General features: G+C 44.6%; 10 protein-coding genes. 3 read left to right on the top strand and 7 right to left on the bottom strand.

The genetic code is table 11. The annotated features are described in order from the left end of the window. Positions 1-346 precede the first annotated feature (346 nt). The 6 genes from H0266_RS09645 to H0266_RS09620 all read right to left on the bottom strand — a co-directional run bounded on the left by H0266_RS09645 (position 347) and on the right by H0266_RS09620 (position 9,431). On the bottom strand, positions 347-1,867 hold the full coding sequence (locus tag H0266_RS09645; protein ID WP_181472190.1) for a BCCT family transporter: 1,521 nt from the start codon (positions 1,865-1,867) through the stop codon (positions 347-349). A 136-nt stretch (positions 1,868-2,003) separates the two neighbouring features. Next, positions 2,004-2,183 (bottom strand): hypothetical protein, encoded by a 180-nt coding sequence (locus tag H0266_RS09640; RefSeq protein ID WP_246363854.1) that lies wholly within the window; start codon positions 2,181-2,183, stop codon positions 2,004-2,006. A 53-nt stretch (positions 2,184-2,236) separates the two neighbouring features. Next, complete coding sequence (locus H0266_RS09635) at positions 2,237-3,715, bottom strand: phytoene desaturase family protein (protein ID WP_181472188.1); 1,479 nt, start codon at positions 3,713-3,715, stop codon at positions 2,237-2,239. A 117-nt stretch (positions 3,716-3,832) separates the two neighbouring features. Further along, positions 3,833-5,080, bottom strand: a complete 1,248-nt coding sequence (locus H0266_RS09630) for an aminopeptidase (protein WP_181472187.1) — start codon at positions 5,078-5,080, stop codon at positions 3,833-3,835. A 564-nt stretch (positions 5,081-5,644) separates the two neighbouring features. After that, complete coding sequence (locus H0266_RS09625) at positions 5,645-7,543, bottom strand: ABC-F family ATP-binding cassette domain-containing protein (protein ID WP_181472186.1); 1,899 nt, start codon at positions 7,541-7,543, stop codon at positions 5,645-5,647. A 448-nt stretch (positions 7,544-7,991) separates the two neighbouring features. Further along, entirely contained in the window at positions 7,992-9,431 is a 1,440-nt protein-coding gene (locus H0266_RS09620; protein WP_181472185.1) for an alanine/glycine:cation symporter family protein, read from the bottom strand. A gap of 286 nt (positions 9,432-9,717) precedes the next feature. Between H0266_RS09620 and H0266_RS09615 the strand changes: the two genes are divergently transcribed. The 3 genes from H0266_RS09615 to H0266_RS09605 all read left to right on the top strand — a co-directional run bounded on the left by H0266_RS09615 (position 9,718) and on the right by H0266_RS09605 (position 13,404). Next, the gene (locus tag H0266_RS09615) at positions 9,718-10,863 is read left to right on the top strand and encodes a Fe(3+) ABC transporter substrate-binding protein (RefSeq protein WP_181472184.1); all 1,146 of its coding nucleotides are present in this window, start codon (positions 9,718-9,720) and stop codon (positions 10,861-10,863) included. A gap of 209 nt (positions 10,864-11,072) precedes the next feature. Further along, positions 11,073-12,683, top strand: coding sequence for an ABC transporter permease (locus H0266_RS09610; RefSeq protein WP_181472822.1), 1,611 nt, complete (start codon positions 11,073-11,075; stop codon positions 12,681-12,683). A 1-nt stretch (position 12,684) separates the two neighbouring features. Beyond that, positions 12,685-13,404, top strand: a complete 720-nt coding sequence (locus H0266_RS09605) for an ABC transporter ATP-binding protein (protein WP_181472183.1) — start codon at positions 12,685-12,687, stop codon at positions 13,402-13,404. A 589-nt stretch (positions 13,405-13,993) separates the two neighbouring features. Here the strand turns inward: H0266_RS09605 and H0266_RS09600 are convergent. Beyond that, positions 13,994-14,518 carry an acyl-CoA thioesterase gene (locus H0266_RS09600; protein WP_181472182.1) on the bottom strand — a complete coding sequence of 175 codons (525 nt, stop codon included), beginning with the start codon at positions 14,516-14,518 and terminating at the stop codon, positions 13,994-13,996. Positions 14,519-14,589: the final 71 nt, after the last annotated feature.

The following is a 14,589-nucleotide window of genomic DNA, read 5'->3' as shown; positions in this document are numbered from 1 at the left end:
GTGGTGACGAAGGAGGAGTGGGGGAACGAGTCGCTTTCCGTGGGGCGGGCGCTGAGCCTCCTCGAGCTAAAGCTCTGCGGGGTCTCACCTGTCCCACTAAATCCCACAGGAGTCTCCCCGTTCCCCCACTCTCCTTGCCTAAATACCTTCTCGAAAACCATTTAACATTGTGCTCTATTTAGTACACCGGCTCGCTCAATCTGGAAAATTGAAGACATTAGCCAGTTTATAACGGTCATTTTCCCATCACATCCTGCTCACAATAACGTACAGGACCAATAAGTCTCATATAAGTTTTCAAACTAAAAAAGGTTGCTGCACGTTGGGTGCAGCAACCTTTTTTTGGTTATTTTCCGAATTGATCTTTAAACATGTTTCGTGCAACACGAGGGGCGAGCCAAATCATCGGCAGCAGGAGTAAGGATACTGGAACAGCTGTTACAACGATGAAGTTCTGCAACTGCGTAATCCCGCTATCTCCTGTAATCAATAGGATAATCGCGATAGAGCCCATCAAAACCGCCCAGAAAATACGAAGCCAAGACTTCGGATTTCCTTCACCAGTTACGGCCATGGCGATTGTGTAAGACATCGAGTCACTTGTTGTGACAACGAAGAGAATCGTTAAAATCAAGAACAACGGTGAAATGACAGAAGCTAATGGGAATTGTTCGGTAATGGCAAACATCGCTGCCGGGTTCCCCGCTGCATTCAACGCTTCAGATACTGAACCTGGATTCTGCAGTTCGAAGAAGATACCAGAACCACCTAGCACGGTGAACCAGAACGTTGAAATGACCGGAGCGAATATAGAAATCGCTACAATAATTTCGCGAATCGTACGTCCTCTTGAGATTCGGCTGACAAGAATAGCCATCATCGGACCATACCCGATGAACCAACCCCAGAAGAATACCGTCCATAAGTTCAACCAATCACTATCGCCTCGGAACGTACTCATTGGAATGAATTGATCTACATAAAATCCGAAGCCTGAGATAAAGTGATTGAGAATGAATCCACCAGGTCCGAAGATGACGATAAAGATCATCAATCCAAGCGCTAAACGAACGTTAAAGCTACTCAAGTATTGAATCCCTTTATATAGACCCGTTACGGCTGAAATCGTAGAAATCAAGACAACAGCAAAGATGATGGTGAATTGTGTACTGAAGCTATCCGGAATTCCGAAGATTTCCTGAAGCCCGTAACTTGCCTGAAGTCCAAGGAAGCCAATAGGACCAATTGTACCTGCTGCCACAGCGATGACTGAAAAGGCATCGATGATTGTACCGAACCAGCTATCACGTAATTTCTCACCGAAAATCGGATAAAGAAGCGTGCGCGGCTTCATCGGCATGCCTTTGTGATAGTGCCCATACATCATGACGACAGCACTGATAGTACCTAGAATCGCCCATGCAAGGAATCCCCAATGCATAAAGCTTTGAGCAAGAGCGGGGTTGATGGCTGCTTGTGTTCCTGCTTCAATTCCACTTTGATGAGGAGGAACTGTAAGGAAGTGCCACATCGGTTCTGCAGCCGCCCAGAATACTCCTCCACCTGCGAGAAGAGTAGCCATAATAATAGATAACCATTTATAAAGGCCTATTTCAGGTTTGTCCATATTACCCATACGGATTTTTCCATACTTCGAGAAAGCTAAGTATAACCCGACAAAGAATGTAGCTAACATCAGTACTTGCCAGAAAGCCCCAAAATACTTTGCAGACCAGGCAAAGCTACTGCTTACAATTGTTTCGATCAAACTAATATCAATAAGTGCGAGGAATACGAATAAGACAAGAAGTCCTCCGCTAATTCCAAATACCGGCCAATCAATGCGACCTGTTTGTTTACGATTCATTATAATCTCCTTTGTTGTTTACTGTTTAAAATCACAATATCAAATGCTAACACTGTTTAAATAAGGTTGTAAAGAATAACGAGTTCTTAACGAAGAAAAGACCACGCTTTCATCGTCGTGATCTTATCTTTCCCCATTATTCGGCTTCATCATACTCAATGCCTTTATCTTTATGACGTTTTTGACAATCGGAACAGAGTTTCATTTCTGCTTCTTTCTTTGATGTCAATAAACGACCACAACTACCACATTTTCCGAACTCATTCGGATTGGCTTGGAAACCTGGCAATTCGTTTTCTGGACCTGGCACATTCATCATCCTTTCTTAAGTGTCTTGTGCTTTTTATTCCCCAAAGCGTTCACTCTCAATCATCGCAATAGTTCTCTTGCTGCCATTAACCCTGACAACGTCACACCTAGTGTTCCCGCTCCTGGAAAAACCGTGTCCCCACAAAGGTAAACATCTTTAATGCCTGAACGAATGGAATAACTGTTCAACCAACTATACCTCCCCGTCGGAGCGTAACCCCCAACCTTTCCATCCCTTCTCCTTAACCACTTTTGAAACGTCACAGGCGTGCCCGGTAACACGATATCCAACCCTTCCTTAAAACCTGGAAAGTAGTGTTCAACCGTATCAATTAAGCGATCTTTCATCTCCTCTTTTTTCTGTTCATAATCGTCCGCATCCCACCATTGCTTTACATCCGTATGTGTCGAAATCGTCAAGGAGCGCTTACCTTCGGGGGCCATTCGAATATCTTCTGGTGCAGATAGAGACAACAAGAACTGTCCACCGTCGTGAAGGTCATCAGGGTGATCGGGGGCAATGAATTGGTGATACGATACATCGGTATGCTGAAACACTCGTTCATCCACACCCGCATGAATAATAAAAGCGCCCCAAGCCTCTCGGTTGTTCTCTTTTTCGGGATGAATATAACTTTGTTTCATCAAATCTTCCGATAATGTATCAGGTAAATTATGAACCGAGTGATTCAAGACAAGCTTCTCAACTTCAAAAATGCTGTTTCTCTTTGAGTGGAGGTGAAAATGTCCGTGCTTTTTCTCGATATGATGGATGGGATAGCGCAAAAGCACCTCATTTCCACAACTTTTCACATAATCAGCTAATTGTTCGGCTACAGTCGCTAGTCCGCCGTGGACCGCATAGGCACCTTTATGGAAGGTTTGCAAGGCGGCATATCCAAGAAAAGCGGGGCAGTATTCGACACTCGTTTGAACACTATCCATTAATTCTCCATTAAGAAAAATGCGGAAAAGTTCATGTTCGTGCAGGTGATATTTTTTCAAGCGGTCGTAAACGGTTTGATTCAGATAGGGAAGTAACCGGACAGACGTTGGGTTGACCATGGATACAAGCCGGGTCCAGTCAGTAGGCGTTTTCGGCGGAAAAACCGGCACACGGTCGAGTAACTGGTCCACTAGCTGTCCTACATAGAAAACTTCATCGTAAAAAGCCTGAATGGAGGATGCAGATTCAGGGAAATTTCGTTCAATCTCCTGGTACCATTCCTTCTTTTCACGGTAATAGTGGATGGTCCGATCAGGCATATGAATATCCATGATCGGATTCAATAAGGTCATCGGCGGTTTTTGTAATTGCAAGGATTTAAAAAGAGTATCGAATACCCCACCTTCTTCAAACCCCATTCCAACCGTTGCGCCGGATTGAAATCGATACCCATTCCGCTCATACTTGCCGGCGCTTCCTCCAAGTTCATTAGAGGCTTCGAAAACAATCACGTTCTTGCCTTGTTTCGATAGTTCAGCTGCTGCAGCCAGCCCCCCGAACCCTGCTCCTACCACACCCACATCGTAAGCCATCACTTTTCCCCCTTTTTATGATTACGTTTCCCCTATTTTCTTTATTTGAATAGTCTTTCAGCCGATTGGTGGTATAAAAAAAGAGCGGATGAGGATCCGCTCTTTTAGAAAATTCACTTATTCAAATGTAATGGCCCAGCTGCCTTTTTTCATTACGGGTTCAGTTGTTCCATCTTCCAATAGGCCGTGGATATCGATTTCATCAGACCCCATCATGAAGTCGACGTGAGACAAGCTATGGTTGATGCCCGCGTTGTCCAACTCTTCCTCTGACATATCCGAGCCGCCCGTCATGTTGTTCGGGTACGCTTTTCCTAAAGCTAGGTGACAAGAGGCGTTTTCATCATATAGCGTGTTATAGAAAATCAGTCCAGATTGAGAAATCGGGGACTCGTGTGGAACGAGCGCGAGTTCACCAAGACGACGAGAACCTTCATCGGTGTCCAGCAGGTGTTGCAAGGTTTCTTCCCCTTCTTCTGCTGTAAAATCAACCACTTTTCCTTCTTTGAAGGTCAGCGTGAAGTTATCAATCACATTTCCTCCGTAGTTCAACGGCTTCGTACTAGTTACGGTACCGTTCACTCCATATTTATGAGGAGCAGTGAAGACTTCTTCGGTTGGCATGTTCGGGTTGAACTGCACGTGGCCTTCGACGGTCTTCGAAGGGCCGCCTTTCCAAATGTGGCCTTTTGGAAGATCCACTTCCAAGTCTGTCCCCGGCGCTTTATAGATCAATTTTTGGTATTGTTTTTCATTCAAGTATTCACGAGCTTTGATGAGTGTTTTATTGTGCTCTTCCCAAGCAGCGACAGGATCGTCACGATCAACTCGGACAATGCTGAAAATCTGCTCCCAAAGCTTTTCAACCGCTGTATCCTCATTTTCACCAGGGAAAATTTTCTGAGCCCATGCTGGAATCGGAATGCTCACGATGGACCATTGGATACGGTCATTCATTGTGTAGTTACGGAATTCAGACATCGCTTCAGAACGCGATTTGTTCGCCGCTGCAACCTTCCCTGCGTCGATTCCTTTCAGAAGATCCGGGTCTGTAGAACGGACAGACAAAATCGCCGCTCCATTCTTAGCGAAATATGTGAATTTGTCTTTTTGCCACTCGGGGACTTCTGAGAGTGTCTCTTTGTCAGCATGTTCGTATTTCATTCGTGTCAATTCATCATCTGCCCAGTTGATATGGACATCTTTTGCTCCCATTTCAAAGGCCTTCTTCGCAATAACACGTGTGAACGCTGCACCTTCAATGGTTGAATTAATCATTAAGTATTGATCTTCTTGCAAATTGACTCCTGTTCGAAGTGCTAAATCTGCGTATTTTTCTAACATATGTTGACTTGGCATTTTCATCGTAATATCCTCCTTCTGAGTTTGTATCCGTATTCATTATTCCATATTCTGAAGTCAATCACAAAAAAGAGACTTGGCATGAAACCAAGCCCCTTTTTCCAGAGTGCCTGTGAAAACTCATTTCGGTTCTTCCAAAATGAGAAGGGCCGGTGGGGGAGAAACGACTCCCTTTCCGCAGGCGGCGGTGAGCTTCCTCGATTGCTTTGCGACCTGCGGGATCTCACCCAAGCCTCAGTATCCTGCAGAAGCGCCGTTTCTCCCCCACCTTGCCATAGGAAGGTTGAACCTCTCGAGATTCTACTATAAGAATGGGCGCCAACGATGAAAACACAATGTGGGCTAGGTTCTGTTCCCACTATTTGTAGCATAGTGGGATGGAAAACGGCGAGACTCCTATGGGAAAAAGAAACAAGGCAAGACCCCGTAGCGACTGGAAGGCTAAGATGCGGCTTGGCGTTTCCCCGTGGAAAACGAGTCGTTTTCCACCCCACGGTATTCTTAGGTTGTATAACAGAACCGTTCCACAGATTTCTGCAAGCAGTCTGAAAGTACAGCATGTCATCGCTAGTTCTGTTCCATTTCTTCAATTATCAGGGATAGCTCTTCCCATCGCTCCATCTTCGTCTCTAATTCCTGTTCGACTTGCTCTTGGGTAGCATAAAGCTCTTGTACTTTCTCGCTATCACTGGCGTTCGTTTCAATATCTTCAGCCAGTTGTTCTAATCGTTCCTCAAGATTCGCAATGTCATCTTCAATACTTTCCCACTCTTGTTTCTCTTTATAAGAGAGCTTACGCTTTCGGTTATTGCGGCGCGTTTCTTCCTGAGCAGATGCTTCTTTCTTTTTATGGTCGGCGGATTTCTTCTCTTCTTGTCGTGTTTCCAAATACTCTGAATAGTTGCCATAGTACCTTCTGACTTGTCCGCCCGCTTCAAAAGCAAGTAGACGGTCGACGACACGATCGAGGAAATAACGATCGTGCGAAACTGTAATCACAACTCCAGGGAATTGGTCTAAGTATTCCTCTAGTATGCTGAGCGTTTCCGTATCCAGGTCGTTCGTCGGCTCATCGAGGAACAGCACATTCGGTTCACCCATCAGCACACGTAAAAGGTAGAGCCTTCGTCTTTCTCCACCAGACAAGCGACGGATATAGGTCCACTGATGAGAGCGCGGGAATAAGAAGCGCTCCAGCATTTGCTCTGCTGTAATTTCATCCCCGTCTGCTGTATGAATGACTTCGGCTACTTCCTTGATATACTCAATGACTTTCAAAGAGCCGTCAATCTCTTCGTGGTCCTGCGTGTAATAGCCGATATTCACAGTCGAACCGACGTGGACTTCTCCAGCATCTGGCTTGATTCGGTCTGCCATAATGTTCAGAAGTGTGGTCTTTCCTGACCCATTCGGTCCGATAATACCTAAACGCTCACCAGGGACTACGAGGTAATCAAGATCTGTCACAATCGATTGTCGACCAAAGGCATGCGTAACCCCTTCTAGCTCTAACACTTGTTTACCTAGCCTCGACGATCCGATCGCCATGTCGACTTGTTCTTTGGACGTGTTGAAGCTTTCTTCTTTCATCGATTCTACACGCTGAATGCGCGCTTTTTGTTTTGTGGTACGTGCTTTCACTCCTGCTTTCAGCCAGGCTAATTCTTTCTTTAGCACGTTTTTATGTTTTTGTTCCGCTTGACGCTCCAACTCTTCACGTTCCGCTTTTTTCTCTAAAAATGTTTCGTAGTTTCCCTCATAAATATGAAGGTTGCCAAGTTCGAGTTCATAAATCAAGTTCGTGACACGATTCAGGAAATAGCGGTCGTGCGTCACTACCATCAGTGAACCTTTATAGGAAGATAAATACTCCTCCAGCCACTCAATCGTTTCATTATCCAAGTGGTTGGTAGGCTCGTCTAACAACAAGAGATCCGCTGGTTGAATGAGGGACTTGGCGATGGCCACTCGTTTTTTCTGACCACCAGAAAGTTCACTCACCTTTTTCTGATACGATTCAATTCCGAGTTTCGATAAAATGGTTTTCGCTACGGTATTCGCTTCCCACGCTTGGGTTTCATCCATCTTCTCTTGGAGCATGAGCATGCGCTCTTGAACTTTCGTATTCTCAGGTTGTTCCGCGAGCTCTTGCAACACTTGTTCATACTCACGCATCACTTTCATGATTTCGGAATCCCCATAGTAGATTTGCTCTAATACCGTCTTCTCTCCATCTAGCTCAGGTTCCTGTGGTAAATATTCAACGGTGAAATCTTTTGCGTGATCCATCGTACCTGAATCCGCTGATTCTATACCAGCCAACACTTTAAGTAGTGTCGACTTTCCCGTTCCGTTCACACCGATTAAACCGATTCGTTGATGGTTCGAGATTGTGAAGGATATATGATCGAATAAATCTTTATCTCCGAAGCTTTTGCTGACATTCTCAGCTTGTAACATACTCATTCCGCTCATCCTTTTCTAAGAAATCCTTCTCTCATCATATCATAATGGTCCGGTTCAAGTGCATCATACAAATGGTTTCCTATATATCGTTTCCCTCATAAAAAGCCGCTCAGAACGTGAGTGTTCTGAGCGGCCAATGTAAAATAGTTTTGTCTTCGGTATGAGGAAGTAGGTGGTCTTGGAAATGACTCGTTTTCCGTGGAACAGGTGGGCCTCCCCATTTCCCTACCACCTAACCTCGTTATGAGTGATAAAACTACTTCTGCCTGAAGGGAGCAACTCGAACATACTTCAGCGATTTTCAAACTTGGAAAGCATGCAACAGAGCGCTCTAGCAGATGCAGGTTCCTCCGATCGAGTTTATCATGACTATACAAAAATCCAGATTTATCCAGATGCTTTCATTAGACGCTTGATAAGCCATGTGCACTCTTGCGTCGTCGTTCCTCTACTCTCCCATCCGTCTTTGTTCTTCGTGAGAGGCGATGTCTTGGTCGCGTCTCCAATACTCCATCCCTTTTACATCTGGCAGGTGATCTTGGTAGAAGATGGGGTCTTTTCCTTCTTTTCGTTGTCTGGCATAGTCTTTCATCGCTGCATAAGCAATCGGTGAAAGAAGGAAAATGGCGTAAAGGTTGATCAGGGCCATGATTCCCATCGTTAAGTCAGCTAGAGACCAGACGATTTCAAATTTGGCCAAGGCACCAAATAGAACCATTCCAAGGACCGCAAGACGATAGATGAAAATATTTTGTGAGCTTTCTTTAATGAACTCAATGTTCGTTTCACCATAATAGTAGTTTCCGATAATGGAACTGAACGCGAATAATAAAATAGCAATGGCGATAAAGATGGACGCCCACGTTCCTAACTCAGATTCAAACGCATTCTGAGTAATGACGATACCGTCGTCTTGACTGCCTTCATATCCACCCGCAAACAAAATGATCACGGCAGTGGCACTACAAATCAGTAAGGTATCCGTAAATACGCCTAATGTCTGAATCAAGCCTTGTTTTACAGGGTGGGTTACTTCTGACGTTGCAGCTGCGTTAGGGGCACTACCCATACCGGCTTCGTTAGAGAATAGTCCACGCTTAATTCCGATCAGGATCATTCCACCGAACGTCCCTCCAGCAATTTCTCTAAATCCGAAAGCTGCCTGGAAAATCTGGCTGATCATAAGCGGAACTTCTCCGATATTCACAATCAGTACGTACCCCGCTAAGATTAAGTAGAATATAGCCATGATGGGAATGATGAATTGCGTCACTTGGGCAATCCGTTTCAGTCCACCAAAGATTATAGCACCTGCGGCTACAACCAAAATCGATCCCATGACCCACTTGTCTACATTGAATGAATTCTCAAACGCTAAACGGATCGTATTAGATTGAACCGCACTGAATACAAGGCCATACGTGAACGTAATGGTAATGGCAAACACAATACCGAGCTTGCGGTTATTCAACCCTTTTTCCATATAATAAGCCGGACCACCACGATACTGATTCTTATCCGGCACTTTATACATTTGAGCCAATGTACTTTCAATAAAGCTGGAAGCACCGCCAAGGATTGCAACAATCCACATCCAGAACACCGCACCAGGTCCACCTACGGCAATCGCTGCAGCGACACCACCAAGGTTCCCGGTACCTACACGGGACGCAGTACTAATGGCAAATGCCTGAAAAGGTGAGGTCCCCTTCTTCCCTTCTGCCGAAATCGCCCTCTTATCGAATAACACACGTATCATTTCAGGAATATAGCGGAATTGCACAAATCTGAATTTAATAGAGAACCATAAACCGAGACCGAGCAGCGCATAGACGAGAACCCAACCCCACATGAGGTCGTTCAACCAACCAAGAGCCTCTTGAATCATTTTTCGCACCTCCACATTCTATTTATCACCATTTTAAAGACTAGTTACCTTTATTTCCCACATAATAAACTCGTATTGAATGAGTAAGAAGAATCATTTTCAGCACACTACTTTATCAATGAAAAGCGGTAAAATCAATGCGTAAAACACTGGAAATATAAAAAACCGCACATCAGGGCATGTTAATTTATAGAAAACCCTTGACTTGAGAATCATTTTCATTAAAATAGTACTTGGGATTGAAAATCATTTTCAATTAAAAATTTTACATAAGGAGTGGACAGAAATGAAAAAATGGATGCTTATCAGTTTAATCCTTCTTCTCACTGTACTAGCCGCTTGTGGCAACACAGAAGAGCCAGAAGCTACAGATAACAATGAAGAGGAGACAACAGAAGAAAACACTGAAGAGGAAAGCACGGAAGAAAATGCAGATACAGGCGAAACCGAAAACGAAGAAACAGCAACAGAAAAGATCGGTGGCGAAGTGAACCTTTATACAGGCCGTCACTACGAAACGGATCAAGAGCTTTATGACAAGTTCACAGAACAAACGGGTGTGGAAGTGAACGTTATTAAAGGCGACGACGATGAATTGATTGCTCGTCTTGGACGCGAAGGAGAAGCCTCTGAGGCAGACCTTCTGATCACTGCTGATGCTGGTCGTCTATACCGCGCTCAATCTGAAGACCTTCTACAATCTGTAGATAGCGAAGTTCTAAACGAAAACGTTCCAGAAAATCTTCGTGCAGAAGACGGACAGTGGTTCGGTTTGACGAAACGCGCACGTGTGATTGCGTACAATAAAGAAACCGTTAATGAAGAAGATATCCAAACGTACATGGACTTAACAACCGATCAATTCCAAGACAAAGTATTGATCCGTTCTTCCTCCAACATTTACAACCAATCTCTTCTTGCTTCCATGATTGCCCTTGAAGGTGAAGAAAAAGCGAGAGAATGGGCGGAAGGTATTGTAGATAACATGGCTCGCGAACCAAAAGGCGGCGACCGCGATCAAGCGAAAGCAGTCGTTGCTGGCGAAGGTGACGTGGCGGTTATGAACACTTACTACCTTGGAAAACTGATCAACTCTGAAGATCCGGAAGAAGTTAAAGTCGGTGAACAACTTGGCGTGGTCTTCCCTAACCAAGATTCTACTGGCGCTCACGTAAACATCAGTGGTATTGGAATGACAGCAAGTTCTAGCAACACAGAACAAGCTCAAGCGTTCATGGAATTCATGACTAAAGAAGAAGCGCAAAAACAGTTTGCAGAAGCAAACTATGAATACCCTGTAAACCCTAACGTAGAACCATCTGAACTTCTACAAAGCTGGGGCGAGTTCGAAGCGCAGGATATCAACCTGTCTCAACTTGGAGAGAACAACGATGCTGCCATTAAGATCATGAACGAAGTAGGCTGGAAATAAGGAATAAACACAGAAACGCCGCTCTCCCCACAGGGGTTCAGAGCGGCGTTTTGTATATACAAAATCAATGAGAACTGTTATCATTATTACCGATGATCAATCTTGAACCAAGGCTGTCATACTTGATGGTTTTGATTCAGGATTGAGCTACACCTGACCTACTGAAGGACGTGTCCCTTTTGAAGCTGTTTCGCAAACTACCAGGATATATGAACATTTGGTCATTGCTCAGTCTGATCATCGTTGTTCTCATTTTACTGCCGAACTTGACTATACTGATCAATTTCTTCACCCAAAAAGCTGAAAATTGGGGGCATATACAGGAATTCATTCTCCCAGATTTATTAAAAAATACGAGTCTATTAATCGTTTTCACAGGCCTGTTAGCCATTTTGATCGGCACGAGCCTTGCTTGGCTTGTATCGGCATATGATTTCCCGATGAAGCGCTTTTTCAAATGGGCTCTCATATTGCCTTTAGCCATTCCGCCTTACATTGCCGGATACACTTATAACGGCATTCTGAATTACACAGGAGTCATTCAAACGACTCTTCGCAACCAGTGGGGAGTTGAAGTCGACCAGAAGTATTTCGATATTTTAACGCTTCCTGGAGCGGTGTTTATCTTCACTCTGTTTCTGTATCCTTACGTTTACACGATTACCAGAGCCTTTCTCGCTAATCAATCAGCTTCATTAATTGAGAATGCGCGTCTGCTCGGCCGTAACGCATGGGAGGTTTTCTTCCGCGTCGTCTTACCGATTTCGCGCGGAGCCATTGTCGGCGGGGTCAGCCTCGTGCTTCTTGAGGTGCTGAATGATTATGGGCTTGTGCAATACTTTGGGGTTCCGACATTCAGTACCGCGATTTTCCAAACGTGGTTCGGGATGAACGACCTGAATTCAGCAATCAAACTCTCAGCCACGCTCATGTTCATTGTTTTTGCGATTTTGATTTTTGAAAAAGTGTTACGCGGAAGAAAGAAGTACAGCTATACAACGGCTAAAGTGCGTCCCCTTACTCCTATTCAATTAAAAGGAGCAAAAGCGTGGATGGCCTTCAGTTACAGCTTGCTCATCTTTTTGCTAGGTTTTTTGATTCCTTTCGTTCAGTTAGTGGATTGGATGTTCTTAACGTACGAAAAGATTGCTTCACCTGAATTCACATCCTTGATTACGAATTCGTTGCTTGTCTCGTTTGTCGGAGCTACCATGATTGTCGTATTCGCTGTCATTATCGCGAACTTTGCCCGTATGCACCAAAGCTTCGTTTCAAAATCAGCCGCACGCGTAACCATTCTCGGCTATTCGATCCCTGGTGCCGTCATTGCGGTTGGAATCAGCACCGTGTTCATTCAAATAGACCAGCTACTCTTCGGTTTTTATGAAATGGTCGGCATGGAACCGACCCTCGTATTAAGTACCAGTTTGTTCATGCTGATTTCCGCTTACGTGATTCGATTCTTGGCGATTGGGTATAACTCCATAGAGTCCGGTTTCGATAAAGTCGGCAACAAATTCACAGAAGCTTCAAGAATGCTCGGAATGAATTTGACGAAAACATTTTTCAAAGTAGATTTACGTATGATTAAAGGGCCTTTAATCAGCGGATTTATCCTTGCTTTCATTGAAATCTTAAAAGAGTTACCTTTGACATTGATTTTACGACCGTTCAATTTTGACACTTTGTCCACCAAAGCCTTTCAATACGCTAGTGATGAACAGATCCACGAAGCTTCACTCGCTTCCATTATTATCGTGATCATTAGTGGTATTGCCATCTATATTTTCCATCAAGTTTTAGAAAAGGAGCCGAATTGATATGTTCATTCAAATCAAAGACCTCTGCTTTTGTTATGGAAGTACGAAAGATAATACGATTCAGGACTTTAATCTAGAAATCGACCAAGGTGAAATCATCTCGATTCTTGGTGAAAGTGGAAGTGGGAAGAGTACGATTCTACGCCTGCTTTGCGGATTGGAAACACCAAGTCGAGGTAGTATTTCCATTGATGGTTCCGTCATGACCGATGAACGTAGATTCGTTTTACCTGAAAAACGCGGCATCGGCATGGTTTTTCAGGATTACGCACTTTTCCCTCATATGACCGTAGCCGAAAACATCCAGTTCGGATTGAAAGGATTCGGGAGAAAAGCGAAAAAACAACGGACGGATGAAGTGCTGGATCTCGTCAATATGACCGCATTCTCCAAACGGTTCCCTCATGAATTGAGTGGGGGCCAGCAACAGCGTATTGCGCTTGCTCGTGCATTAGCACCGAAGCCTTCGTTGTTATTGTTGGATGAACCGTTCAGTAATTTAGATGCAGACTTGCAAATTAAAATCCGTAGTGAATTGAAAGATATCATCAAGAAGACGGGCATTACATCGATCTTCGTCACTCATGACCGCGAAGATTCAAAAGCGATCGCTGACCGCATCATTACGATGCGTGACGGGGCTGCTCATGATTGGGAATCGATTTGTACGACATTATCTGACCAGACACAGGCTGAATTGGAGCTTGTCGACATGAAATAAACAAGAAGCGACCAGGAGCAAACCTGGTCGCTTCTTTTGTAATTGATCGGCTGTTGTAAGTCGCGTAGGTCCTCCAAAGAGGAGAGACTAGGGTGTGATGGGAAATAACTCGCTTTCCTGCGGGGGAACCGCCGAGCCTCCTCGGTCGTTACACTCCCTGCGGGGTCTTCCTTTAGTCCTTCTCCCGCGGGAGTCTCGTCATTTCCCATCACACCCACCAAAAAGTAGTTAGTCGGACCATTTTCTAATGAGACGATGCGCACCTGAACAAGCTCAGTACAACATGGAGGATCTCATTCTTTGAGGTAGACTGAACCCAAATGCACTATGGTAAGAGGATTTCGAGCATCTTCCTATAGAATAGGGGATGTGGAGAGTGGTGAGACTCCTGCGGGATTTAGTGGGACAGGTGAGACCCCACAGGGAGGTACGACCGAGGAGGCTCACCGCCCGCCCCGCGGAAAGCGATCCATTCTCCACATCCCCTACACACTGTTGAAAGACTCGAAATCAAGTGTTACGGATTAATATATTCTTAAATTCATTCATACACAAAACGCCACTGCTGGTTGCAGTGGCGTTTGTTTTTTTATTCTTCGTCTTTTAACCAAGGCAAGCCTGCACCGAATTTCTCAGCGAGTTCCTTCGATTCTTTTCTTCGAGCTTTACGATGTTGACGTCGTCTCTCAGCACCATCATGGAGCCACTTCTCTTGTTCTGACTGTGGATATACCCCTGGAACAGGTGTCGGTTCATTGTTCTCATCCACCGCTACCATGGATAAGAAGGCTGTCGTACAAACTTTTCTGTCACCTGTCAAAAGGTTTTCCGTAATCGCTTTGACGAACACTTCCATGGAGGTGTTGTGTGTAGATGTTACAAAAGCTTCTAAGCAGATCGTGTCTCCTTCAAAAACAGGTTGCAAAAAGTCTACAGAGTCTGTCGATGCTGTTACGACAGGCTTACGGCAGTGTCTGACAGCGGCAATAGCTGCTACATCATCAATGTAGGCCATCAGTTTTCCACCGAATAATGTTCCGTGGCTGTTTGTGTCAGGAGGAAGTACGTGTGAGTTTTTGACTGTTAATGAATCGATGCATCGTTTTGTTTCCATCATGATCGTCCTTTCTGTACTGTATCCTTATAAGATGATTTCTACTTGTTAGTATACCATGTGTAGGTCGT

This window comes from Halobacillus locisalis (assembly GCF_013694105.1).
Taxonomy (GTDB): domain Bacteria; phylum Bacillota; class Bacilli; order Bacillales; family Halobacillaceae; genus Halobacillus; species Halobacillus locisalis.
Note: the sequence above shows the minus strand (reverse complement) of the source record. Positions and strands in the feature narration are given on the sequence as shown.

What these genes read in the sequence shown, in the direction of transcription:
- H0266_RS09645 (WP_181472190.1), bottom strand. Translation starts at nt 1,867, where the DNA reads ATGAATCGTAAACAAACAGGTCGCATTGATTGGCCGGTATTTGGAATT.
- H0266_RS09640 (WP_246363854.1), bottom strand. Translation starts at nt 2,183, where the DNA reads ATGAATGTGCCAGGTCCAGAAAACGAATTGCCAGGTTTCCAAGCCAAT.
- H0266_RS09635 (WP_181472188.1), bottom strand. Translation starts at nt 3,715, where the DNA reads ATGGCTTACGATGTGGGTGTGGTAGGAGCAGGGTTCGGGGGGCTGGCT.
- H0266_RS09630 (WP_181472187.1), bottom strand. Translation starts at nt 5,080, where the DNA reads ATGAAAATGCCAAGTCAACATATGTTAGAAAAATACGCAGATTTAGCA.
- H0266_RS09625 (WP_181472186.1), bottom strand. Translation starts at nt 7,543, where the DNA reads ATGAGTATGTTACAAGCTGAGAATGTCAGCAAAAGCTTCGGAGATAAA.
- H0266_RS09620 (WP_181472185.1), bottom strand. Translation starts at nt 9,431, where the DNA reads ATGATTCAAGAGGCTCTTGGTTGGTTGAACGACCTCATGTGGGGTTGG.
- H0266_RS09615 (WP_181472184.1), top strand. Translation starts at nt 9,718, where the DNA reads ATGAAAAAATGGATGCTTATCAGTTTAATCCTTCTTCTCACTGTACTA.
- H0266_RS09610 (WP_181472822.1), top strand. Translation starts at nt 11,073, where the DNA reads ATGAACATTTGGTCATTGCTCAGTCTGATCATCGTTGTTCTCATTTTA.
- H0266_RS09605 (WP_181472183.1), top strand. Translation starts at nt 12,685, where the DNA reads ATGTTCATTCAAATCAAAGACCTCTGCTTTTGTTATGGAAGTACGAAA.
- H0266_RS09600 (WP_181472182.1), bottom strand. Translation starts at nt 14,518, where the DNA reads ATGGAAACAAAACGATGCATCGATTCATTAACAGTCAAAAACTCACAC.